The 26441-nt window shown below is 32.6% G+C and carries 21 protein-coding genes; 5 read left to right on the forward strand and 16 right to left on the reverse strand.

Annotated features, from left to right (window positions below; all coding sequences use genetic code 11):
- From J8L88_RS14580 to rpmH, 11 genes are all read right to left on the reverse strand, one after another.
- Positions 1-408 carry an SxtJ family membrane protein gene (locus J8L88_RS14580; RefSeq protein WP_211061082.1) on the reverse strand — a complete coding sequence of 136 codons (408 nt, stop codon included), beginning with the start codon at positions 406-408 and terminating at the stop codon, positions 1-3.
- A complete protein-coding gene (locus tag J8L88_RS23780; protein WP_211061083.1) occupies positions 395-2146 on the reverse strand; it encodes a carbamoyltransferase N-terminal domain-containing protein in 1752 nt (583 codons plus the stop codon). Before J8L88_RS23780 ends, J8L88_RS14580 begins: the two co-directional genes overlap by 14 nt.
- A gap of 3 nt (positions 2147-2149) precedes the next feature.
- Positions 2150-3136: a hypothetical protein gene (locus J8L88_RS14590; protein WP_211061084.1), complete on the reverse strand. Its 987-nt coding sequence runs from the start codon at positions 3134-3136 to the stop codon at positions 2150-2152.
- A 77-nt stretch (positions 3137-3213) separates the two neighbouring features.
- Positions 3214-3720, reverse strand: a complete 507-nt coding sequence (locus tag J8L88_RS14595) for a nuclear transport factor 2 family protein (protein WP_211061085.1) — start codon at positions 3718-3720, stop codon at positions 3214-3216.
- Positions 3721-3878: 158 nt separating this feature from the next.
- Entirely contained in the window at positions 3879-4013 is a 135-nt protein-coding gene (locus J8L88_RS23670) for a hypothetical protein (protein ID WP_256439426.1), read from the reverse strand.
- A gap of 54 nt (positions 4014-4067) precedes the next feature.
- Positions 4068-4484, reverse strand: coding sequence for a hypothetical protein (locus tag J8L88_RS14600; RefSeq protein ID WP_211061086.1), 417 nt, complete (start codon positions 4482-4484; stop codon positions 4068-4070).
- Positions 4474-8190 (reverse strand): DUF6443 domain-containing protein, encoded by a 3717-nt coding sequence (locus tag J8L88_RS14605; protein WP_211061087.1) that lies wholly within the window; start codon positions 8188-8190, stop codon positions 4474-4476. Before J8L88_RS14605 ends, J8L88_RS14600 begins: the two co-directional genes overlap by 11 nt.
- Positions 8191-8193: 3 nt before the next feature.
- Positions 8194-11730, reverse strand: coding sequence for an RHS repeat protein (locus tag J8L88_RS14610; protein WP_211061088.1), 3537 nt, complete (start codon positions 11728-11730; stop codon positions 8194-8196).
- 9 nt (positions 11731-11739) lie between these two features.
- A complete protein-coding gene (locus J8L88_RS14615; protein ID WP_211061089.1) occupies positions 11740-12891 on the reverse strand; it encodes a hypothetical protein in 1152 nt (383 codons plus the stop codon).
- Positions 12892-13260: 369 nt separating this feature from the next.
- A complete protein-coding gene (gene carB, locus J8L88_RS14620; protein ID WP_118385563.1) occupies positions 13261-16113 on the reverse strand; it encodes a carbamoyl-phosphate synthase large subunit in 2853 nt (950 codons plus the stop codon).
- Between the two features lie 109 nt (positions 16114-16222).
- Positions 16223-16381, reverse strand: coding sequence for a 50S ribosomal protein L34 (gene rpmH / locus J8L88_RS14625; protein WP_081414554.1), 159 nt, complete (start codon positions 16379-16381; stop codon positions 16223-16225).
- Between the two features lie 174 nt (positions 16382-16555).
- Between rpmH and J8L88_RS14630 the strand changes: the two genes are divergently transcribed.
- Positions 16556-17071 (forward strand): DUF2892 domain-containing protein, encoded by a 516-nt coding sequence (locus J8L88_RS14630; protein ID WP_211061090.1) that lies wholly within the window; start codon positions 16556-16558, stop codon positions 17069-17071.
- 148 nt (positions 17072-17219) lie between these two features.
- Complete coding sequence (locus J8L88_RS14635) at positions 17220-18044, forward strand: redoxin domain-containing protein (protein WP_211061091.1); 825 nt, start codon at positions 17220-17222, stop codon at positions 18042-18044.
- A 23-nt stretch (positions 18045-18067) separates the two neighbouring features.
- Here J8L88_RS14635 and J8L88_RS14640 read toward each other — a convergent pair whose 3' ends face one another.
- From J8L88_RS14640 to J8L88_RS14650, 3 genes are all read right to left on the reverse strand, one after another.
- On the reverse strand, positions 18068-18436 hold the full coding sequence (locus J8L88_RS14640; RefSeq protein WP_211061092.1) for a sulfite exporter TauE/SafE family protein: 369 nt from the start codon (positions 18434-18436) through the stop codon (positions 18068-18070).
- A gap of 70 nt (positions 18437-18506) precedes the next feature.
- Entirely contained in the window at positions 18507-19454 is a 948-nt protein-coding gene (locus J8L88_RS14645; protein ID WP_211061093.1) for a lytic transglycosylase domain-containing protein, read from the reverse strand.
- 72 nt (positions 19455-19526) lie between these two features.
- The gene (locus tag J8L88_RS14650; RefSeq protein ID WP_211061094.1) at positions 19527-20186 is read right to left on the reverse strand and encodes an alpha/beta hydrolase; all 660 of its coding nucleotides are present in this window, start codon (positions 20184-20186) and stop codon (positions 19527-19529) included.
- A 294-nt stretch (positions 20187-20480) separates the two neighbouring features.
- On the opposite strand from J8L88_RS14650, the gene J8L88_RS14655 reads away from it, so the two are divergent.
- A complete protein-coding gene (locus tag J8L88_RS14655; RefSeq protein ID WP_027392050.1) occupies positions 20481-20783 on the forward strand; it encodes an N-acetyltransferase in 303 nt (100 codons plus the stop codon).
- A 139-nt stretch (positions 20784-20922) separates the two neighbouring features.
- Here J8L88_RS14655 and mtaB read toward each other — a convergent pair whose 3' ends face one another.
- Positions 20923-22236, reverse strand: coding sequence for a tRNA (N(6)-L-threonylcarbamoyladenosine(37)-C(2))-methylthiotransferase MtaB (mtaB, locus tag J8L88_RS14660; RefSeq protein WP_211061095.1), 1314 nt, complete (start codon positions 22234-22236; stop codon positions 20923-20925).
- A 136-nt stretch (positions 22237-22372) separates the two neighbouring features.
- Between mtaB and J8L88_RS14665 the strand changes: the two genes are divergently transcribed.
- Both J8L88_RS14665 and J8L88_RS14670 read left to right on the forward strand, forming a co-directional pair.
- On the forward strand, positions 22373-23998 hold the full coding sequence (locus J8L88_RS14665; RefSeq protein WP_247666490.1) for an ABC transporter substrate-binding protein: 1626 nt from the start codon (positions 22373-22375) through the stop codon (positions 23996-23998).
- Positions 23999-24114: 116 nt separating this feature from the next.
- Positions 24115-25197 (forward strand): hypothetical protein, encoded by a 1083-nt coding sequence (locus J8L88_RS14670; RefSeq protein WP_108803785.1) that lies wholly within the window; start codon positions 24115-24117, stop codon positions 25195-25197.
- A gap of 64 nt (positions 25198-25261) precedes the next feature.
- Here J8L88_RS14670 and J8L88_RS14675 read toward each other — a convergent pair whose 3' ends face one another.
- Positions 25262-26440 (reverse strand): GlmU family protein, encoded by a 1179-nt coding sequence (locus tag J8L88_RS14675; protein ID WP_211061096.1) that lies wholly within the window; start codon positions 26438-26440, stop codon positions 25262-25264.
- Position 26441 lies beyond the last annotated feature (1 nt).

Genomic DNA, 26441 nt, shown 5'->3' on the forward strand with positions numbered 1-26441 from the left:
CTAATATAATTTTTCATAATCGATACTTTCTTTTTTATCTATCCATCCAGTAGTCGCTTTTTTCTTATTTGTAATTCTTAAAACAAACGTAATTGGAAAAAAAAGTAAGTAATAGACTATCCCTAAAATAACAAAAGAACTGATCTCTCCCAAAATATTACCAACAAATAACCAAACGAATAGAAAAGGATAAAACAATATCGGCAGCAAAATTGTAATTATTGAAACTACCATAAAACTAATGGCTGCATTAGTTTGTTTTGCATTAAATATAAATCCATCTTTATATACAGAGACACAAAAAATTAACAATAATAGTACTAATACCAATCCTCCAAATTGTCGTTGCTTTCTTTTAGCATTACTATTATCCTGAACAATATCTATAACACCACTAATCCAACTCATACTTTATTTGTTTAGAAAGTGTTTCACTCACATTCCTATTTCTTTCTTTGTATATTATATAATTACCTAATACCAATATATCCATTTCAGTCTGAAAAAAACATCTCAACGCATCTAACGGAGACGCAACTATAGGTTCGCCTCTAACATTAAATGATGTATTAATCAATACAGGGCAAGACGTTTTATCTTCAAAAGAAGAAATTAATTGGTGTAACAATGGGTTTTCTTCTGAAGAGAGCGTTTGAACTCTAGCTGTGCCATCTTCATGAATACAAGAAGGTATTTTTTCTTTCTTATCACTTCTAAATGTAAAAAGCATGTATTTAGAAGATATACTATCCAAAAACCAATCTTTAGCTTTTTCTTCTAATACTATGGGAGCAAAAGGTCTAAACCCTTCTCTTTTTTTGATTCTCATATTCACATGCTTTTTCATATCACTATATAACGGACTTGCCAAAATACTGCGATTACCCAAAGCTCTGGGTCCAAACTCCATTTTACCCTGAAACCAACCTATTATTTTTTTGCCTTTAAGCTGATCCGAAACCTCTTCACATAACTCCTTATCATTTACTAAACTATAATCAATCTGATGTTCCTTTAAAACAGCTTCTATAGCATCATTACTATAACCAATTCCTAGATATGCTTGTTCTGGTAATGTATTATCGATATAAGTTCTTTCGTTTTTTAAATAATGATACCATCCCACGAAAGCCGCTCCCATTGCTCCTCCACCATCTCCTGCTGCTGGTTGCACCCATATATTTTTAAATATATCTTTAGTAAGCAACTCTCCATTTGCTTTACAATTTAGCGCTACTCCTCCTGATAAACATACATTGTCTGATTTAGTTATTTTCTTTGTATACCTAAGTAATTTTACCAAAAAGTCCTCGGTAACTGATTGTATAGAACTTGCTACATCACAATAAAACGATGTCATTTCTTCACTTGGTTTTCTAGCTAATTGTCCTAAAACGTCGCAAAATGCCTTGTTAATTGTAGTTTTTCCTTTATCGAATGAGAAATATTTAAGATCTAAATGTATTTCTGCCTGATCTGTAATTGTAACAAAATGTTTTAGAATTAACTCCTTATAAATCGGTTTACCATACGGAGCCAATCCCATTAGCTTATACTCTCCAGAATTAATTTTAAAACCACAATACTGTGTAAATGCACTGTATAAAAGCCCAAAAGAATGTGGGTAATGTTGTTCTTTTATAATCTTTACTTCATTATTGTTACCTAAGCCTATAGTGGTACAAGCCTTTTCTCCCACTCCATCTATCGTAACTATAGCACTTTCGGAAAAAGGTGAAGAAAAGAAAGCTCCTGCTGCGTGTGCTTCGTGATGTTCAGAAAATAAAACGTTACCTGTAAATGCTAATTCCTTTTTAATAATTGCGGGAATCCAAAGTTTGGTTTTTGTCCAAGATTTAATAGATTTTCTAAAAAAAGAAAAACCAAAAGGTGTGTTAGCTTGAATAGAATTAATAATCCTATCAAATTTTAAAAAAGGTTTCTCATAAAAAACGATTAGTGATATCTCTTCTATCCCTATGCCTGCTTCTTTTAAACAAAACTCAATAGCCTTTTTAGGAAAAGAAGGATCATGTTTTTTTCTAGTAAAACGTTCTTCTTGAGCAGCGGCTATAATTTTACCATTTTTAAGTAAGCAAGCTGCTGAATCATGATAAAACGCTGAAATTCCTAAAATATAACTCACACTCTATTCGTTTGATAATAATTCCTCTTCTAAAAAAGTGCCTAAAACCTTTTGACCATACTCGTTTAAATGAGGATCGTTAAGATAATAAAGTCTTTTCTCTTTCGTATCTTTTTCTCGTAATTGTTCTAATGGGTTTAGTAAAGTCACATTTTTATATTGTTGTATATCCAAAGAAGCTTTTTCAAAAAAACCATATTCCATTTTCTTAAATTCAGTTTCATCAGAAAACTTTGCTCCCAATTCACGCATATTATTGAAATAAAAAGAATTTAACTGCGAACAATGTGGGACAAAAACAATAAAGACTTGGACATCAGTTGGGATTCCTTCTATAAATTCTTTTAATTCATCAATCCAGATAGCATATCGGTGTTGAAAACTCCCTTCTGCTGTTACTGATTTATATAAGTATGCTGAATCCGACTTAAAATATAATTTGCTTCGCTGATTATAATCCTTTACACTAAATCTTTGATCATTAAACGTCTTATTAATTGGTGCAACGCTCGATTTAAAATGCCCTAACCGATAATTGACATAAGAACTACTCAGAAACATATCGGATACATCCCAGTATACATTTCTTATCAAGGGTAATTCTTTATAATTGGTCAAGTGATCAACATCTATAAGATCATTCCCAACATATACCTGATAGATAATATTTTTTGGCTGATATTTCTGTATTCGTCGATTTACGAAAGTATTAACCTGCTTCACACCTATTCCCTGTACGCCAGAATTTATAAATGTTTTATCACTAGAACTTCTGAGATACTCAACATAATTATCTGTTGTGGCAGAAAAAGAATCTCCAAACACTAAATAATCTATATCCTTAGATTCGATATCATTAGCTCCATTTAGAGAAGTAAACTCTGCTTTATAAAAATCAATAACAGAAAATCGATACGATAGCTCAAAAAGAAGAAACACAATAATCAGAACAATCATTGTTTGATATAACCATCTTAAAACTTTCTTCACACCTTGGGAAATTATCTAATTATCGTTTCTAAATCTCACATGCTTGTAACATAATCAGCAGCATAAATTGAAAAACATCAAAACCGTAAAGACTTCTTTTTCTCAAAATCTTCTTTAGTAATCGGCTTACCGTTAATTGTGGTGGTATCCCAATCTTGTGTTATTTTCCATACACCATTGATCTTTTTAAGTGCAATATGGAATTGTCCATACAAGTATTGTGTCTTATTATCCGCAGTAATCCCTATTTTATAAAAACCAACTTCATACGAAGTATCGTCATTGGTATGCCTACTATCGAACCAGAAATCAAGTTTTATTTGTGTATTACTTTCTTTAGAAGCTTTTAGACGTTCTACATTCTTACTCTTAAAAACATTCTTAGTATCAATACCTTTTGGTGTAACACGTAATACCTCATCTGCATATATCGCGTTTAATGATACTGCATCTAACGCTTCATACGCTTTCTGGAACGGTTTCCAAACCGTTTGATCAATTTGCTTTTGGATTTCCGAACTATTCACCTGTCCGAGCATAATCGAACTAAATAACATAAAAACAGGAATAAAAAATCTAATCATAATATATGTATTGGTAAAAGTATAAAGTTAAAACTTTCTTTAGTTTTAAAAACATAATCACTTACAAACAAAAAATCCCGCTATAACAGCGGGATTTAAGATTCTATATTTTATTAAAATTACTTACTTAAGTACATCTTACGTTTTGAATATAGATCTTAAAACTGATCATCTTTAAGATCATCAATAAATAAAATACTTTCTCCAGTACTCTTCATCTCTGTGTCTTGTCCTGAAATAGGTTTACACAAAAAGTGTGAAAATATGGAAAGATATCCAAAAACAATTGACATAAAAAAACCAGCTACATCCCTGTAACTGGCTTCTTAATTATTGTTACGTTAAATTTAACTATTTAAACTTTGATAATCACTGAGTATAGGTTGTGAGATTAAATTCATTTTAAAACCAGTTGATTCAAATTCAATATCACCTCTATCTGTTTCTATTATATATTTCCATTCCATCATCTTTTTGTTAGGAGTTAGTCCTAATTTTTCACGTCTAATTTCTACAATGAAAATCTCTAAAAAATTTTCAAAAGATAAAGACATTTTAAAATTAGAAATATTTTCAAACTTTAACTCACAAGGGGATACTAAAAATTTAAAAGTTTCATCATTTTGTTTTTCCCATTTAAAAATATAATCTAAAAACAATGTAAAGTTGTAGTTCTCATCAGGGAATTTTATTTGATATAACCTAGAATCATGCCAGCCCATTATATCAAAATCGGCATCTGTCCATTTATCCTTAATTTCCATTATTATTTTGTTTTCTTTTCTCTAAAGTTTTTCTAACTGTTCTAATATCTTGTTGATTCATTGATTCTGCTTTTTTTGATGTTCGAGAAAGGTTAGTTTTCCCTGTTTCTGGATTGGTATTTACTTTATATGATTGTTTATGTGGAGTATCCACTCCTCCGTGAGCTCTTCCTTCTAAATCATATCTTACTAACCCATTTGAAGTTTGTACATGAACAGAGTATTTTCCATCATTTAGATTGTTTTTTATGTCTGATGCTTGATTTGTCAGAGGCTTTTTCCCTGAAGGGAGCGAAGGAACTTTCTTTTCAATAATAGCTTCTGTCAAAAATATTACCGCTCCAGCTGCTAGTCCTCCTAGTTCTGCTTCTGACATATTAGGTACGTCTGCGACCGTTTCTGCTGCGCTAATTATTGCATTCTCCGTTTTATTTTCAATACCTGTAACTTCAGATAACCCAGGAATAACATCATGAGCTAATTGACCAATATTATTTAGGGTGTTTGAAGCAATTTCGGGCAATGTTTCTATCGGGTTACTAACCAGATTATGCATTGCTGTATTAAAACTACGATTGAAGCTTCTAACAGTCTTATTCCATCCTTTTAAAAAGTCACCACAACATCCTTGAGGCATCATTCCATCAGGATCCATAAAGAAAATGGGGCTATTAAACGCATAATTATACGGAGAGTGCCTTCTCATTTCCTCTGCAAGAGGATCAAGGTTCATCCATCGTCCTAATGAAGCATCATAATTCCTAGCTCCAAAATCCATCCATTCTAAACCAAGTTCATCTTGTTCTTCTTTCCCCCCAAAACCGTAGTTATGTTTCCTACCAGTAATGGTGTTATTGTATCCTTTATGTTGTAGTCCAAAGGGATAATAATTCTTTTCTTCTATGATTTCGTTCTCCATAGAACCGGGTATTAAATCAATATCACCATCTTTGTTTTTATCTGAATAAGACAATCTAATATTTCCTAAATGATCTTTATATTGGTATACATAATCATATCCACTAGTACTATTAGGCTCTAAATATCCTTCAGGATGATTAAAGAATTTAAGTTCTTCATCTGGTTGAGGGCAACCAGCACAGCTAGGAACTATATTTTTCTCATATATAAAATTCCCTGCGTATGAAGTAGTATTCGATGCACCCGTATTATAAGTAATTGTTTTACTTAACTTAGTTCCTACAGCATCATATATATAACTTATAGAACCAATAAGAATGGGTATAATTCCAGAATTATCACTAAAACTTATGCTAGTTGGTAAGTTTAAATGATTATAATTAATATTGGTGATATCTTTATTTTTATCTACAATCATATTTCCATTCTCATCATAAAGATAATCATTACCATTGGTATTTCCATCTTTAAATCCTTCTGTGACACTACTAGCATCTGTAACATAGGATAATTGATTCCCTTTTTGATAATCATAAGTTAAATCATCCATTATACCAAAACTTCCAGTACTTGTATTGATAAGTCCTTTTCGCTCTAATGCTAATATATTACCATTTTGATCATAGGATACAGCCTCTAAATTGTACTTATCTGTATTATCAGTAGCTTTCGTTATTCTGTTTAGCGCATCATATTGATACTTGTAGGTTTTTTGTGAATTATCCTCGGATGCAGTTTTCCAGTGAATCTGACTGATATTACCATTATAAAGTGGAGTTACATCCGTTGTTGAGCGGCTATAATTAATCTGCATTCCGAACAAATCCCCTGTGTCTAAAGTAACAGTACTTATATCCCTAAAATTGTCTTCTTCTCTAATACTATGATTATTAATACCACTTAACCATCCTTGTATGTTATACCGATAATCAACCGTCTGCAATGGTTGGTTCTCTGCGTTACCAACTTTTTTCTGTTCTAATTGACCTATACCATTGTACTGATTGCTTGCAATCAATTCTGAGTTTGATGCCCCATCTGCAATAGAAGCACTAAATGTATTGGTACTACTGGCAATAATATGAACACCTGGTTTTAATATAATAGTATTGTTTGCTAATAACGCAGAATTATCTTCAGGAATTTCGGCAATAATAATTTCATCGTCTTCTGCAGTTGACAATGGTAATGTATGATCACCAATTCGCTGATGATGTGCTACTAATCTCGCAACATGATCATAGGCAAACTCATCTATAGTAACAATAGGTGTTTGATCATCTTTTTGATGATAATTCCTGGTTTTTATCGGTTTTCCTGTAAAATCTAATTGATTTTCGATAACATCTAACGTATTTAGATATTGATTATATGTAGCTACTGCTATCGGACGCCCCTTATCATCATACGTGGTTTTGGTCTCTATCCAATCATTAGTATTCAATACTCTTATTTTACTGTAAGTAGCTAAACTTCGAACAGACGAAGACGTAATAGCTTCTGTAATTAAAGGATATTCTACGGTCGTAATTTCACTTACTATATCCATGTCATAGTGATCGAAGTAATTAACCGTTAGCACCTCTAAATTAGTCGTTGGAAATACTGTATTAGAATATTGAATCTTAGTACCTACTACTGTCCAAGTAGAAGATGCATTAAAAACCTCGTTTAACTCTGTATAATTATTTACCTCTTCCTGCATCGCTAATTGATCTAATACACTACCATGGGTATAAATACCTGTGTAGACCACTCGATCAAAGACATCATACTTAGTAAATAACCATTTCTTATTTGTTCTAAGATTAACATCTTGTGTTAGTATTGGACGATCTAAGTTATCATATACGATGTATTCCCAATCTTTTCCCGGGATCTTTTTCATACGTAAGCGCTGTTTATGATCATATAGGTATTGGTAACATAAATCATCAATATCAGTTTGCGATAAGGTTTCTTTTTCTGAGGCTAAAGGCGGAATCACATAGGAAAGATTATCATGCACATCATATACATAATAGGTATCATGGCTCTCTCCATTATTATAGGCTCGTTTTAGAACTACCTGACCTTTTGGGTTGGTATACTCTTCGGTTGTATGATTTTTGCCTAAAGAAGGCTCCCAGTTTTCATCTTTAGTAGTTTTTTTATACAGTCTATTATCAGGAATTATAAAGCTTGGATGCTTTCTCAAATAAGAACCGTATGTAACTATATCTGATTCATCATGATAATCAACACTATAGGATCTGATATTATCTTCTACAGTATTAAATCCATTTTCATACTCAATTTCTCCTTGAGAAAATGAAGTTCGTTGTGATCGATCCATCGGTAAACGTTCCTTTTTCACTTCGTTTAGTGGCGAATTCTGGAAAGTTATAAAACGTCCTCTACTACCAACATCGGTATGGGTATCAAAATGATATTCTTGCGCGTATGAATCTGCATTTATTTCATAAGCTCCATTGTTATTTGGGTCACCAAACGGTAAATATATTATACTTTCTCTACCATATCCATCATATTGATGATACGTGATGATGTCTTCTTTACTCCCTCCGGCTCGCACTGCATTTTCCTGTAGTATTCTACCTAATCCGTCGAAATAAGAAATCGTTTGAATTTTATCATCATCTCCAGATGTCGTTGCCTGTATTTCTGTAAGAGGCACCTGATACACCTTCGTATTAACATAATTTCTATCGGTACTCTGTGCGTTACTTATTGCTCCAATCAATAAGCAAGCGATAACACTAATGTTTTGCATATATCTTTTCATGACTTATTGATTTTTATAGTTATACTCATACTCTTGTAACACATTCCCTTCAGCATCTTTTATATATTGAAGCCTATTATATCCGTCATATACATAATAGCTTGTATATCCTTTTGGATCTGTGGTACTTGTAGTACCAATTAGAGTATCATAGGTAAAGGTGGTAATCATTCCATTAGGGAAATCATTTATCAAGGTGCTCAACGCTTCTCTTAATTCTTGTTCGGCACAAATGTTTTCGGTACAACGGTCATTATCTGCATTGGATAGATTTTTTAAGGTCGTAATTGTATTTTCTGGAATATCGTTATATGCAATATTCTTTAACACAGCAATTGGATATTGTCCTTGATATCCCCATATATAAGATGTTATCGGGCTATTTTCTTTTTCCTGCACTTCTATTGGATTTAGATCATCATCGTATTGCAGTACCTTACCTGTAATAAAGGTTCCATACCCTTCTTTATAGATTTCGGCGTATTCTGGTAATACTCGATTGTTACTATACTCTTTAAAACGAATTATTTTTTTACTTTCTAGTGAGCCCCAACCTTTGTTTTCAGTTAAGACCAATTCAGAGATACGATTTTGATTAGTCCTGTTTAAAGTTTCGATCAAAGGCCTTTGTTCATCTGGAATATTGAAAGAGCTTAATGCATCGATATCATCAGGATAATAGTTATCCACAGTTTGATATGCAAATGTATTAGAGTAGCTGCTGATATATTTACTAATTCTTGTTTGATTCAGCGTGTTACTATTATAACGATAGACTGTGGAATCTTTCATTGATTCATTAGTTTCAGGATCATACTTTATTTTAACGTTACTATTTAGTACATTCCAAAAAGAGGTTAATTCATATTCCAGGTAAACAGGTTTAATAACCCTTCCTATAAGGCCTTCGGGAATAGTTTGATCATAAAGAATTCCAATCTTGTAAGCTTGTTGAATATGAGGGTTTACCGTGGAGTAATAGTTTTTCTCTTCTTCTTCTTTAATAAAATCTCCATCTTGATTACGATAAGTAATTTTTGATAAAAGATCACCCCTTAAAGGATCCAGATTATATGCAGGAGGAAACGGAAATTCTCTTAAATATATTGGATCAACGACCATCCCATATTGATATTCTGTTTTACCGTTTTCTTTGTTTCCTTGGTATTCTGTAACCATTCGATACCCCGTATAACTTCCATTAGGTTTTGCTAAGGAAACCGAACTATTAGAAGTATATTTATGTCTTTCGTGTACAAATTGGGCAGGTCCGGTGCCTGTACTATTAATAAGTGCACAACCTGTTCCTGTAGTGAGGCCCCTAAAATAGGGAATCGAGGCTAGCTTTCCACTAGGTTCACCGTTAGAAAACTCATACTCATATTTTGTTGATATCAAATCATGATCACTTTCTGTTTCAAATAGTATTTCTTTTACTCGTAATCCACCCGTTAAGACTTCTTCAAATTGGTTTGTATTATTATTATTGATGGTTTCCCAAACCGTTGTATAGACTTCAAAAAGAGGTACTCCATCATATCTAGTTAGGTCAGGAGGAGAAGATCCAACAGTTTGAATACCTCTAACCGCAGTAAGGAAATACCTTCCGGCTTCTAAGCTGTATGATCTTGTTTTATCATCTCCTACCCAAGCAACATCAATTGAGGTAGGCGTATCTTCATGATTTGTAAGTATCATTATCCAAGGGCAATCATCAGGTTCATTTTCATCTGCTGCACAAGGAATATTAATATGGAACTCTACTTGCTGTTCTAATTGCAAATCAAATACAAACTCATATTTTAGATATTGAGGTGCATCAAGAGTTACTTGGTTTTCAGTTTGTAGATCAGTAAAAAAGTATGATTTTTTCACCAATTCATCATTCTCTACAATTACACCTAAATCAGGTGTTTTCTTAACACGATTACTTTCATATATATATGTTTTAGATCCTCCTGTTGGATAAGTGATTTTATTTAATGTCCCGTATTGAGAAGCTTCTTCATTTACATTTCTATCAGCTTCTCCTACAGTCTCTAATGTTGTTTGGTTATAAAAACCATTTTGATTATGTTTAAAAATAGCGGTAGCGATTAAATCCTCATTAGAGTTTTTTCCATTATGATATCCCCAATAATCTTGAGCTGTAGAAAAACGATGAGGTAATTTATCTGGTTGTATATAATCAAAACTATGACGTTGATAGTTATTAGTATCAATAGTATTATCCGAATTAATTTCGTATTGATCAATTGATTCTAAAAACAATCTTTTAGTAGCGTTTCTAAAAGCATCTGTCATATCATCTCCAATATAAAATGGATACCCTTTAAAATCGAATTTATACCATCCTAGATTTGAGTTTTGTTCATAAAAATGATTAAGCTTAAAATGTTTGATTTTTTTATCGTGTTGGTCATATAGTTCAATTTGTTCTAATGCCTTTGACCTATATAGATCTTCACGGAAATCACTTGATTGTGTAAAAACAACTTTTCCTTGGTCGAATATAATTTCTCGTAACCAAACCTCATCATATAACGACTCTAAAAAAGAATGATTGATCCCAGATCTTGGAATACGACATAGCGTATTAGGGCTTGTCGCTGAATTTAACATATGAACGATTTCTTTTTCCTCAGAAATTCGCTGTATGGTTCGGACACTAGTATTTAAATCATAGTTGAAATTAACAGATTCTTCTGTAATAGGATCAAAGATACGTTTAAGATACCATGCAGCTATATTTTTCCTAGTTTCCTGCGGTTCAGAAGTATTACTATTACTGACTCCATAGTTTCTATAACTAAATACGTACTCAGTGTCAATTCCTCCCCGTATTTCTACAGAATGATCTTCTGGATTTTCTGCATCCCCAAAGTAAAATTCAATACCTTTTTCATTCGTTACTTTAAAAGATGTAATCACGTTATAACCAATATCATCAGGTATTGAAAAAATAGGTTCAACTTTAAGGTTGCTATGTTCTTCAAAAACAGGTATGTTTGTTTTTTGATCAAAATAGAAACTGCCCGAATATCCTAAAAAATTGAAATTGAATATATCCGGCTCATAATCCCTACGCTGATTAAGATATTCTAATATTTCTTCTTTTTCTTCGTTCAAATTAAAAGGTAATCTTTCTCTTAATGTCTCTACTGTTAGATTACTTTGAGTATTTAAATATCCAAACGGAATATCATCTGGCAATTGTCTTTTTTGTCTGGATATCATTCCTCCGGCGTTTAAAGACCAGCCGAGACCTACTCTTGATGAAATTTGATCTAAAGTGACTCCTCCTGCGTGGTATGATAAAGAAATGGGAACAGTGAATCTTTTCTGTTCAATATTGCAAATGGGTATCCCAACGCTGGGAATACCTGTAAAAAGAGATACCGGTGTATCGATATATTGTCCTAATGATGCAACTTCAGGTGAGGGAGGCAAGTTATCGGTAAGTGGTATTTCTTGCCCACTTACATGATAAAAACCAAAACACAATGCTATTGTGGCGACTATATTTTTTAATGTATTCATAATCTTGTTCTACTTTTGATTGTTTTCCTTAAGTAATAGTTCTATTTTTTTCACACGCTCTTCTAGCTCCAGGTTCTTTTCTTTCTGCTCTTTCAATTTCTTCTCCTGCGCAATGGTATATAAAGTCAATTCTTCAATTTTCTCTAGAAGTTTAGCATTCATTTCACCAAGTAGAATGCCGTTTTCAGCTACCTGTGATGCTGATGGGATATTTATTAAATGACCTTTGGTAGTAATATGATCTTCTACTTGTTGTAAGGTTGGGAGTTCATACGAATCTTCGAATACATAGTCTGGCCATCCTGTTAAATCAACTTTTACTTCTTTGGTATGGATATTACCGTTTACAGCTAGTTTAGCGTCTGGTGTATATGTTCCAATACCAACATTACCAGTGTCTACACTTAGTGCAACATCTCCATCTTTTTTAACAATAAAAGGCATTTGATTAATTGTTTGGGAATAAACATAAAAATCTCCTTCTGATAGATTGTATCCTGAATAATCCACATGTGCAACACCAATTCTTATTCTTTCATTACTAGTTGGCGTTTGGAAACGTATTTCTGGCCATTGAGATGATGAGATTTTAAGATAATGTCGAGAGTCTAATTTTCCAATTATTGCATCTCCAGAAACGTCAAGTAGTTTAGTAGGATTTGATGTTCCAATCCCTACATTACCGCCATTAAAATAAGTGTTACCATTGGATGCAATCAAAAATTTATTCTCAAAACTAGAATTCCTTCCTGTAATATACCCATGTTCTTGTCCATTAAGACTCACTAGAGAACTTCCTCCTTTTTGTACATTAATAAATTCTTGACCAGCTATGGAACCATTCACATCTAATTTCCTGCTAGGATTACTTTTTCCAATACCAACTTTACCGTTAGAAGTCAATGTCAAAATGTCAACCCAAGAAGTAGCATTATGCCTTCCTTGAAAATTTAGTAATGTCTGTCCTCCCGGATCAGTATTAAGAATCCTATGACCAAATCCAGATCCCCAACTAGAAGTATCCCATGTAATTGCCTTATTTACCGAATAATTAGCATTCAAATTATCAAAATTTGTTGTTTGCCCAACACCTCGTATACTCCACAATAAAATAAAGAGAAAAATTAATGACTTTTTCATAATTCCAAAATTGGTATTCATATAGATAATTATTTTAAAAATATATTTTAAGGCTAAATAAAAACGTGCAAATATAGTATGAATAAGATAATTGCAAAGCACAAAATCACTGGCTGTTAACAACTTTTAAAAGCGGTCTGATTCCACTTTTATTTAGATCACCGATAATTAAATTCTTCAACTTAAATGCTAACAAAAACTATACGCTCTTAATATTATTTTCTTCCTCTTAATTTCGTTTTATATAGGTAAGTGTCATGAGGTTTGCATATGTTACCATCAAAATCATTTTTTTTTAGAAAAAAAAGTAATCTAAATTTTAGAAGAACACTTTGCAAACAAAAAATCCCGCTGTTATAGCGGGATTTAAAATTCTATATTTTATTAAAATTACTTACTCAAGTACATCTTACGTCTTGAATATAGATCGTAAAACTGATCATCTTTAAGATCATCAATAAATAAAATACTTTCTCCAGTACTCTTCATCTCTGGTCCCAGTTTCTTATTTACATTCGGGAACTTATTAAATGAAAACACAGGCTGTTTGATTGCATATCCATCCAAATGTGGTTTGAAATCAAAATCCGTAACCTTCTTCTCTCCTAACATTACCTTAGTAGCATAATTTACATATGGTTCTCCATACGCTTTCGCTATAAAAGGTACTGTTCTAGAGGCTCTTGGATTTGCTTCTATAATGTATACAACATCATCCTTTATAGCAAACTGTATGTTAATCAATCCAACAGTATTCAATGCCAATGCAATTTTATGCGTATGATCCTTGATTTGTTGCATAACAAATTCTCCAAGGTTAAATGGTGGCAAGGTAGCATTAGAATCTCCCGAGTGTATCCCACAAGGCTCTATATGTTCCATAATACCAATGATATACACATTCTCTCCATCACAGATTGCATCTGCTTCGGCCTCTATAGCTCCATCAAGGTAGTGATCTAATAATAATTTATTATTCGGTATTTTGCGCAACAAATCAACAACGTGTTCTTCTAATTCTTGTTTATTGATCACAATTTTCATTCCTTGACCACCAAGTACATAAGATGGACGCACCAATATTGGAAAATCTAAACGATCTGCAACCTCTAAAGCTTCATCAGCAGTTTCGGCAATATCAAACTCTGGATAAGGAATGTTATTTTCTTTTAATAAAGTAGAAAAACTACCTCTATCCTCTGCTAAATCTAGTGATTGATAGGTTGTTCCAATAATCTTAATTCCATATCGATCAAGCTTTTCTGCAAGTTTTAAGGCTGTTTGCCCTCCTAACTGAACAATAACACCTTCTGGTTTTTCATGTCTTATGATATCATATATATGCTCCCAGAAAACAGGCTCAAAATATAATTTATCCGCTGTGTCAAAATCGGTAGAAACTGTCTCAGGATTACAGTTAATCATAATTGTTTCGTACCCGCATTCTGCAGAAGCCAAAACTCCATGAACACAACAGTAATCAAACTCAATACCTTGACCAATACGATTAGGACCAGAACCTAATACTACAATTTTCTTTTTATCTGTTACAATACTTTCATTAGCAACAATAATCTCTCCGTCGGCTGTCTGTGTTTCCGCTTCGAAAGTAGAGTAAAAATATGGAGTTTGTGCTTTAAATTCAGCAGCACAAGTATCTACCAACTTATACACTCTATTGATTCCTAACTCGTCTCTTTTGTTGTATACTTCACTTTCATAACAACCAAGCATATGAGCGATCTGTCTATCAGCAAATCCTTTTTGCTTAGCTTCTAGAATCAAATCTTTGGTTAATGATTGGATTGTATACGTTGAGATTTCTTTTTCTAATAAATATAATTCTTCATACTGCTTTAAGAACCACATATCTATTTTAGTAATCTCGTATATCCTACTAAGCGGAATACCCATTTGGATTGCATCATAGATCACAAAAACTCGATCCCAACTAGCGTTGGTAAGTTTTTCTATTATTTGATCGTAATCTTTATATCCTTTCCCGTCTGCTCCAAGACCATTTCTCTTAATCTCTAGAGACTGAGTAGCTTTATGCAAGGCTTCCTGAAAAGAACGTCCAATTCCCATTACTTCACCTACGGCCTTCATCTGAAGCCCTAATCTTCTATCCGATCCTTCAAACTTATCAAAATTCCAACGAGGTATTTTTACTATTACATAATCTAATGTTGGTTCAAATAAAGCCGACGTAGATTTTGTAATTTGATTATCCAATTCATCCAATGTATAGCCAATTGCTAATTTAGCCGCTATTTTTGCAATAGGATATCCTGTAGCTTTAGAAGCTAATGCCGAAGAACGAGATACACGTGGATTAATCTCAATTGCTATAATATCTTCATTTTCATCTGGACTTACAGCAAACTGCACATTACATCCTCCTGCAAACTCTCCTATACTTCGCATCATATGAATTGCCATATCACGCATACGTTGATATGTTTTATCACTAAGAGTCATTGCTGGAGCAACGGTAATAGAATCACCTGTATGAATCCCCATAGGATCCATATTTTCGATCGCACAAATAATTACCACATTATCATTAGCATCTCTTAATAATTCTAATTCATACTCCTTCCATCCTATCAATGCTTTATCAATCATTACTTCGTGGATAGGAGAAGTCTCTAACCCTCTAGTCAATAATTCATCAAACTCTTCTTCTTTATATACAAAAGACGCCCCAGCACCTCCTAGTGTATAAGAAGCTCTTATTACTAAAGGAAAACCAAACTCCTGAGCAATTTCTTTCCCTTTTAGGTAAGATCCTGCAGTAGCTTGTGGCGCCATTCCGATTCCGATCTTAAGCATTAGCTCTCTAAACTTCTCACGATCTTCTGTTATATTAATGGCATCTATATCTACACCTATTATCTCTACATCAAAATCTTTCCAAATTCCTTTCTCATCTGCTTCAATACAAAGATTTAAGGCAGTTTGACCTCCCATAGTTGGCAGTACCGCATCTATGTTTGGATGATTTTTAAGGATTTCGATAATAGATTTAGTATTCAATGGTTTCAGATATACATGATCTGCCATTGAAGGATCCGTCATTATAGTTGCCGGATTAGAATTTATCAATATGGTTTCTATTCCATCTTCACGTAAAGAACGTAAAGCTTGTGATCCGGAATAGTCAAACTCACATGCCTGGCCAATAATGATTGGTCCTGATCCAATGATCAATATACTTTTGAGTTTTTCGTTTTTTGGCATTTTGGTGTTGGTATTGAAATTTAAAAAATAATTTAGGAATCAACTAGATATAAAAAAAGGCGTTACTCCTAAAAGTAACACCTTAAATATTTTCGTCGCACTACAATCATTAGTGCTTATGTCTTAATTCTGAAGAAACAGATAGCTTCTTTCTGCCTTTAGCTCTTCTACGAGCAAGGACCTTTCTACCATTAGCAGAAGCCATACGCTCTCTAAAACCGTGTTTGTTTTTTCTCTTTCTCTTCGATGGTTGAAACGTTCTTTTCATTGCTATCTATCTTTATATATCTTCTTGAAATCTCTTTTTTGTAAAACTAGTTGGAATCTCATCCCAAAACTGCGGGCAAATATACGAAGAGTTTTTACTTTCACAAACCTAAATATCAAAATATTTATAATTGTTTTTATTACCTTTGCCGCGACAAAAAAAATAATACATTTTATGTACAACAAAAACATTAAATTAGTAATTGCAGCATTAATTGTTGGTACTGCCATTTGGCAAATGATAGAAGGATATATTGGAAATGGAATTATGCTGATTTTACTAGCCTCGATTTTTGTCTTTTTATATTTTAAAAACGAATTAATTTTACTTTCATTCTTAAGATTACGTAAACAAGATTTTCCAGGAGCAAAAAAATGGTTAGATAGAATTAAGAACCCTGAAAGTACTCTTACCACTAAGCAACAAGGATATTACAACTATCTTTTAGGTATTATGTTATCACAAACAAATATCACGCAAGCAGAAAAATATCTCAAAAAAGCTATAAAATTAGGGCTATCCATGAATCAAGATTTAGCCGTTGCTAAACTTAATCTTGCAGGTATTGCCATGACCAAAAGAAGAAAAAGAGAAGCTCAAAATTTACTTACCGAAGCTAAGAAATTAGATAAGCATGGTATGTTAAAAGAGCAAATCACTATGATGAAACAACAAATGAAAAAGATTTAGGCACACTAATTGTTCTTATAATTACGTTATCTAGTAGTTCAAAGGGTAAAATAAGGGCAGTACTAAATCTAATAAATAATGTTTTAAGACACTAAAACTGTTATTTTTAAAGACTTTATAGTACATTAGCTCGCGTAATAAAGTTGTAATGAAGAAAATATTAATTCTAGGAATACTTTTTTTATATATAGGAAATGTTTTTGGACAGCTAGAAAGAAAGATTCCTTTTTCAATTGCTGTTGCAGCCCATATCAAAAAATATAATTTAAAAAGTAATGAAGCATACAAGGATCAAGATCTAGAATATGCTAAATTCTTATTTGATTCACTTGTTCAAAATCATCTGGTTGGAACTTATATGGATGATTTTAAGATGAGTCCTTTAAAAGGAGAACCAATCTCTTTTAAAGAAATTGAAAAACCTATATTCTTAATTACATATGCCACTTGGTGTGTTCCTGGTATTGGAGAAATACCAGCATTGAATGACTTATCCGATAAATTTCATGATCAAATAGATTTTATTGTCTTATTCTGGGATACTAAAGAAAGATTAAAAGAAAAAGTTGGAGAGTATAGCGAAAACATTCAACTATTATATGTTAATGAACTTACTAATCAAAATTCCTACATCATTAACAACCTGAAGCATTCTCTTGGATTCCCTATGATGTACTTTATGGATAGCGATAAAAAATTGTTAGATATTCGTAAAATTGTTACTCATCATTCTAGCGAAACTCTCAGTAACTCTTATACAATACATTATAATTCTCTATCTAAAGGGGTTTCTCTTTTAATAGCTGATCTTGATGCCAAAGGTGCATTAGCTGTTCCTGCAGAGGAAGATAAAAAAGAGCTTAAAGTTAAAGGTGACTCAAGAACACAAGAAGAGCGTGATATAGATGAAGAATATGAGCGTTATAGACGAGAGAAAGATTCTTTAAACAATCAGCGCGGTAATAATAAATAAAAGATCGTTAATAAATTTATTCTCTATTTTCCAAAAATCATTTTTAATGCTACCAGTAAAAGAATCCCACCAAAGATTTTTTTCAAAGTCGTTTGATTTAGAGAAACTGCAAACTTACTTCCCAAATAGCCTCCTACAATAAAAGTAATCGCCATTATAGCAGCGAACTTCCAATTTACGTGACCTTCTTTATAGTAGTTAAAAGCCGCCAATAAAGTTACAGGAACAGAAAGTACCGCAAGACTTGTACCTTGCGCTTGATGCTGTGTAAATCCAACCCATAATATCAACAAAGGTATCATTACTACACTACCACCAATACCCATAGTGCCGCTAAGAAAGCCAGCCAATAACCCTATAACTACTAATGAAATAATTGTCATTGTATCCATACTACAATTTTACAATAATTGTAGATATGGCAATATAAAATGTAGAAATAATTTAGGTAAACACTAGATATTATTGTCCTAGTCCAGTTTTATAATACCCTTCTCTTGGAATTTTAATTAAATACTCCTTTCCGGTACCATTATTAAGATGAGCTTCACGCAACCAAGGGTTATGTAATTTCAAAATCTTATAATTGATATTATATTTAGCTGCGAACTCATTAAAATCTACTATTGGCTCATCAACTAAAACATTAAAAGTAGGAATATACTCGTATAAATCATTTTTAGTAAAGTTAAACCCATACTTTTTAGGATTACTTAGGATCTCTTTTACTGCTGTAATTCTAAAAACATACCTTCCTGTTTCCTGACCTAAAAGAAGATCGTAATATGTAGTAGCATTTTGTCTTTTTAATTGCTTATTTATTCCTCCAGGACCAGCATTATAAGCTGCTGCTGCCAAAGTCCAGCTTCCAAAACGCTTTTTAGCATTCTTTAAATACTTACAAGCAACTCTTGTTGACTTTTCGATATGATAACGTTCATCTACATTGTTGTTTACTTCTAAACCATATTCCTTTCCTGTATTTTTTAATATTTGCCAGAAACCGGTAGCTCTAGCTGGAGAAACAGCCTGAGTTAAACTACTTTCTATAACTGCTAAATATTTAAAATCATCTGGAACGCCTTCTTCTTTCAATATTGGCTCTATAATCGGAAAATACTTATTCGCTCTTTTAAAAAGCAATAAACCATTCGATTGCCAATAGGTGTTAACCAACAACTCCCTATCCATTCGTTCTCGAATATCTGGATTTTCTACAGGAACTAATTCTCCTGCAAAATTCATGTTATCAGGCATAGGAACTGCATAGACATTGTAGTCGTTAATCAATTTTTCTTCTAAAAGTTCCTGGGCAATTGGCTTCTGAGGTTCTTGTTGTGTAGCATTTACTAAAATTCCAAAGGTAAATAGCACACCTAAAAAAACTAACATTTTTTTTATCATCTTCATCTTTAAGTAGGTTTTATTGGGGAATAAATTCTTAAGTTTCCAAAATAATGTAAAATATTGGAATATTGGCTATTAATTCTCAATTATTTCTGGAAGATGCTTGTTAAACCAACGCGCTCTATTAATAATCATCACATGAGTTCCCTTTTCTACAGTTATACAGTTATCAATGTAAGAGATCGGAAAAACGATATCTTTACTACCATGTATATGAACAATTCCATCAATAACCTCTTCTTGATCCCAACAAACTATCTTCTCGATTGCCCAATCCAAATAGGTTTTGTCATTTACAGATAAATATTTTTGATACATCGCAGCTCTCTTTTTTGCAAAATCACCAAACGCCAGTTTCTCCCAATTATCTATTTTAGAAACTAATGATGTTGGCATCAACTTATACGCTTTTGTCTTTCTTACTAATCGCATTCGCTTAGGGAGTTCATGTTTTGTCTTAACACTAGAAATAACAATTAATTTACTAACATTAAGATACTTACTCATCTCTTGAACCATAATACCACCAAAAGAAACACCAATAAGTACACATTTCTTATGTTCAACTTCTTCACACATTCGTTTTGCGTAAGACTCCATTGATTCATTTTTTTTGGGAATCTTCCACGGAATGGTATATGTTTTATATTTTTCTTCTGAGAGATTTATATATTCAAAAATAGATACGTCTGCAGCCATACCAGGAACAAAATAAACATGGGTAACTTCCTTCATACTAGGTATTTTAACAATGGTTTATACGTTTTAAAGTTCTAATTTTCTTATCTTTGCAGCTCAAAACTATAGTAATACTTTATCAGAAAAAAGTAAACAGGATATTAAATTATTGTAAAAGGGAAAATTTTAACTAACAAATCTTAGTTAGGCTAAGTAAGGAATACTAAAATTTAATCTACACAATATCTTAATTTTTTATAATTATTATCAGATTTCTGACAAAGAAAAATTATGAGTTTTAGAACCCATTTTAATTTTTATCAATAGTAAATTAAAAAAAATATGGAGAACATGAGCGATGTGGAATTAGAAATAGTAGACAACGAATTTTTAAGACAATTCGAAACTACTATTGAAGGTCAAAAATCAAAGATCGAATATGCTCAACAAGAGAGAAAAATATTCCTTACTAAACTCGTGATGAGCGAGGAGCAAATGGAAAAGGGATATTCCGAAGAATTTATAGTAGCTGTTTTTAATATTATCGAAGAACGTAATATTAGACTTGTTCCTACAAGCCCTATTATCGCAAAATTCATGCGAAAGAATAGAAGAAAATACAAAGATTTACTTCCTGTTGGAATCAACATATAGAAGTATCTTTAGAAACATAAAAAACCTGCTATTCAGCAGGTTTTTTATGTTTCTATAAGTACTAATTTCATCTAGTATAGACAAAAAACAACTTGTTTTAGCTTAACAATCATACATGCTTTTGAATCCTTAAAATGTATTACTTTAAAAACTCAAACCGCACCAAACCATCATCATCAATATCTGTTAGCTGTACTCCACATAATGTATTTACATAAGAAGGATCCCAAGGCATCTTTACCTTTACATAATTCTCTGTAAACCCATGAATATATCCTTCTTTATTTTCTGACTCAAACAATACAGTTCTTTCTGTTTTCAATTGGCTTTCATAAAAAGCTCTACGTTTTTTAACAGACAAACCTCGCAACATTTTACTTCTCTTCTTTCTAACATCTTGTGGAACTACATTATCCAATGAAGCTGCTACCGTATTCTCTCGTTCAGAGTAAGTAAACACGTGTAAATAAGAAACATCCAATTCGGACAAGAAATTATAAGTGTCCAAAAAATGATCATCTGTTTCTCCTGGAAAACCAACAATCACATCAACCCCAATACATGCATGAGGCATTACTTCTTTTATTTTCTGCACACGATCTACATACAAATCACTTAAATACCTACGACGCATTAACTTTAATATTTCGTCATTACCAGACTGTAATGGAATATGAAAATGAGGTACAAATGTTCTTGATTTTGACACAAAATCAATCGTTTCATTCTTTAAAAGATTTGGTTCTATAGATGAAATACGAAGCCTTTCTATACCATCTACTTCATCAAGAGCTTGTACCAATTCATAAAAAGTATGTTCGTGCTTTTTATTACCAAACTCTCCTTTTCCATAATCACCAATATTAACTCCAGTAAGTACTATTTCTTTAATACCTTTTTCTGAAATCTCTTTTGCATTTTTCAACACATTGTTTAATGTATCACTACGAGAAATACCTCTAGCCAATGGAATCGTACAATATGTACACTTATAATCACATCCATCTTGAACCTTTAAAAAAGCTCTCGTACGATCACCAATAGAATAACTACCTACATAAAAATCTGCTTCCTCTATTTCGCAAGAATGAACTTCTCCAAACTCATTCTTAGACAAATCATTAATATAATCAGTAATTTTAAACTTTTCTGTAGCTCCTAATACCAAATCCACTCCATCTACTGCAACTAACTCTTCTGGTTTTAACTGAGCATAACAACCAACCGCTGCCACAAAAGCATCCGGATTTACCTTTTGCGCCTGTTTTACAATCGTTTTAAATCTCTTATCAGCATTTTCTGTAACAGAACAAGTATTTATTACATAAATATCAGCATTTTCAGAAAAATCTACACGATCAAAACCTTCATTATTGAAATTTCTGGCAATGGTAGAGGTTTCTGAAAAATTCAGTTTACAACCCAATGTATAAAAAGCTACTTTCTTTCTCATTACAATTATCACGTCATTTCTGCAAAGACAGAAATCTATTTATATTTACACTTGTTTTTAATCAAAAGATCCCGACCTTCGTCAGTATCTTAATTAAAAGCCGTCAAAGATACCAACAATAATCCGTTTACTAAAATTGAAAATCAACCAATCAACTTATATAATTCACTATTTAGCAATAGTTTACCTCTGCACACTATGCTTTTCTTGCGGAACCCCTTCTGAAGAAAACAAAGATCATCTAGTATTTAGATATAATGAATACTCTAACACACTTACCTTAGATCCAGCATTTGCTCGTAACCCATCTATTATTTGGCCTACTAATCAATTATTTAATAGCTTAATTCAACTTGATGATTCTTTAAACATACAACCCGATATAGCCAAAAACTGGAAAATTTCTGATGACAATTTAATTTACACCTTCACATTAAGAAACGATGTAAGGTTTCATAAACATGCTGAATTTAAAACTACAGATAGTACAAGAATCGTAACTGCTAATGATTTCGAATACAGTTTTGATAGATTAAATGATCCAAAAGTAGCATCTCCCGGAAACTGGGTTTTAAAAAATGTAGACACGTACAAAGCAGTCAATGACACAACATTCCGGATACAATTAAAAAAGCCATTTCCAGCATTTTTGGGTTTAATGAGTATGCGCTATTGCTCAGTAGTTCCAAAAGAAATTGTTGAATTTTACGGAAGTGACTTCAGAGCGAATCCAATTGGTACTGGACCATTTAAATTTAAATTATGGGAAGAGAACGTTAAATTAGTCTTACGTCGTAATGAACTATATTTTGAAAAAGACAAGAACGGGAAACAATTACCATACTTAGAGGCTGTAGCTGTAACATTTTTACCAGACAAGCAAACAGAATTTTTACAATTTGCGAAAGGAGAAATTGATTTCTTAAATAGTCTGGATGCATCGTATAAAGATGAATTATTAACTCCAAGTGGAAAACTTAGAGATAAATATAAAGATCAAGTAAACTTATCCAAAGGACCATATCTAAACTCCGAGTATCTTGGATTCTACTTGGATGGAGATAAAGATGAAGTAAAATCCGAACTACTACGCAAAGCTATTAACTATGGTTTTGACAGAGAAAAAATGATTACGTATCTAAAAAATGGTGTTGGAACTCCTGCCACGAATGGTTTTATTCCAAAAGGTTTACCCGGTTTTAATAATCAAAAGGGATTTACCTATAACCCAAAAAAATCTCGTAAACTCATTAAAGAATATATCAAACTTACAGGAAACCAAAACCCAACCATTAGCATTGCTACTGATAGCAATTACCAAAGTATTTGTGAATTTATACAACGTGAACTAGAAAAGATTGGACTTAACATTATAGTTGATGTGATGCCGCCATCCACCATCAGAAAAAAGAAATGGAGCGGAGAATTAGATGTATTCAGAGCGAGTTGGATTGCGGATTACCCAGATGCCGAAAATTTCTTATCACCATACTATAGCAAGAATTTTACACCTAACGGTCCTAATTACACACATTTTAAGAATGAAACTTTTGATCGATTGTATGAAGAAAGTTTTTCTATTAAGGATATAAAAATACGGGAAGCGTATTACGCGAAAATGGATTCGATTGTAATCGCCCACGCTCCAATTGTGCCTTTATATTACGACCAAGTAGTTCGTTTTACTAGGAAAAATGTGAAAGGATTAACCAATAACCCTCAAAATTTCTTGGTTCTAAAACGCGTTTGGAAAGAAAAATAACTCTTTTATAATCCCTCCAAACGAAGGCTAAAAACACTTTATCGGCTAAAAAACACACTTAATCGATGTTTTTTATTATATTCGCCATCAATTAATATTATTTTAACCAAAATCTTATGAAAAAAACCTATGTATTTGCATTAGCATCCTTAATGCTAGCAGCAGTATCTTGTAGTGACGATGACTCTAACCCAGGAATCGTAACAGTTACTCCGGATCCAACAGAAGAAATCTCTCTTAATCCTGATGACGTATCTGGAGGTATTATCATTGACAACGGAACGCAAGTTTCTGGAAATGCACCAACACCTACCGGAACACTACCTTTTAGCCTAGACGAAACTTCGCAATCTGGTTTTCAGAAAAATGGTTTCGACATTACTTTTGATGCACCATCTAATTATGCAGGAGCATATATTCAAGTACAGTCTGAAGATGGAACTGCTGCCGATGAATACTGGGATGTTTCTATCCCTGGTAGATCAAATGTAACTTCCAGTGAAGAGAAAAGAAAAGGATTATTTAGCGAGCAAACAAACAGATTAAATGATCAAGAAATTGAAATTGATGTAGATTTTGAAGACAACGTATCTGCTGGTACTTTTTGCTACCTAATTTGTATTTATGATACCGATGGAAATATTAGTCAGCCAGTAGAAGTATGTGTAGAAGTAGAAGCGTGGGGAGGAAACCCTAACTTAATTGGTACTTGGAACTACACAAAAAGAACTAGAAATGGAGTTACAGAAGATACTATCGGCGCAGAAGAATGTGATGAAACTACTGTATTTTGTGCAAATGATACAGAATTATTGGTAGAAAATGCTTATTGTGATACTCTTTTATCACTTCCTATAACATTTAATGCTGATGGTACTTATACTTATGTAGAGACAACCAATTACACCAATTTGGATTACGAAGCTACAAGAGAAACTTGTACAGCAACTTTCGAAACTGAAGCTGAAGAATTATATAGTTCTAGAGGGAATTGGGCATATGATGAAGAAGAAGGAAAATTAACTTTAGTAGAGTTTGAATATACAGAAACTGTTAATGGAGATCCTTCAACAGGTATCGAAGAAAACGGATATCTTTTATTTGATGGTAAAGCAACTGTAACTGACAGTCTTATTATCGAAGGAGATTATGACGATGACCAGGAGACTTACACTGCAGAATTTCATTTTAATAGATAACATTTCTTTTATCTAAATACTATAAAACTAAAACCCCATCTTTTTTATTAAGATGGGGTTTTTATCACTCATAACTCTTTCGCCATATTTTTGTTTCTTCAAAAATATGTTCTAAGATTTTTTGATCCACTTCCGTTAATTCGATTTTACGTCTAGCCATCACTACTTTTGCTACTTCAAAAGCTTTTTTGGTCAAATACGTAGTAAAACCACTGCTTCCTCCCCAACTATAACTAGGTACAAAATTACGTGGAAATCCACTTCCGAATACATTAGCATTTACTCCTACTACCGTTCCTGTATTAAACATCGTATTAATACCACACTTAGAGTGATCTCCCATCATCAACCCACAAAATTGTAATCCTGTTTTAGCAAAACCTTCAGTTTCATAACTCCATAATCGCACTGGAGCATAATTATTTTTAAGATTCGATGTATTGGTGTCTGCACCAAGATTACACCACTCTCCTAATACTGTATTCCCTATAAAACCATCATGCCCTTTATTAGAATATCCAAATACAACAGAATTACTAACCTCTCCTCCTATTTTAGAATGAGGTCCAATTGTAGTTCCTCCATATATTTTAGCACCCATTTTTACAGTAGCATGATCACACAACACAAAAGGTCCTCTGATTAAACTCCCCTCCATAATCTCTGCATCCTTACCAATATAAATAGGTCCTGCAGTAGCATTGAGCGTAGTAAACTCTAATTTAGCACCTTCTTCTAAAAAAACTTTTTCTGGTGCAATTACATTATTACTTTCTGGTATCGCTTGACTTTCTCTATCCTTAGTCAACAAATCAAAATCTTCTTTGATTGCCCGTTCATTTTTAGAAAAAATATCCCAAGTATATTTAACAGTAAACACATCGTAATTATATTGTATCACTTCATACACATCAAAATCTACCTCTTGATCTTCTTTTGCATAAAAAGCAATTGGCTCATCATCATAAAAAATAGCTTGATCTGGCTCTAAATTTGAAACCATCCTTACCAAATTTTCTGTGGGAAGAAATGAAGCATTTATCATTACGTTCTCCTCTAATTCTACCATTGGATATTTCTCACTAAGATAATCCTCAGTAATCGTAGAAGTAGCATACCCTAAATGTTTTTCCCATTTCTCTCGAATGGTCAAAATCCCTATTCTAATATCAGCAACAGGTCTGGTATACGTAAAAGGAAGAAGCGAGTTTCTAGAAGCTCCATCAAAAAGAATATAATTCATA

Origin of the sequence: Aquimarina sp. MMG015, assembly GCF_018100855.1 — a bacterium.
Classification (GTDB): Bacteria; Bacteroidota; Bacteroidia; order Flavobacteriales; family Flavobacteriaceae; genus Aquimarina; species Aquimarina latercula.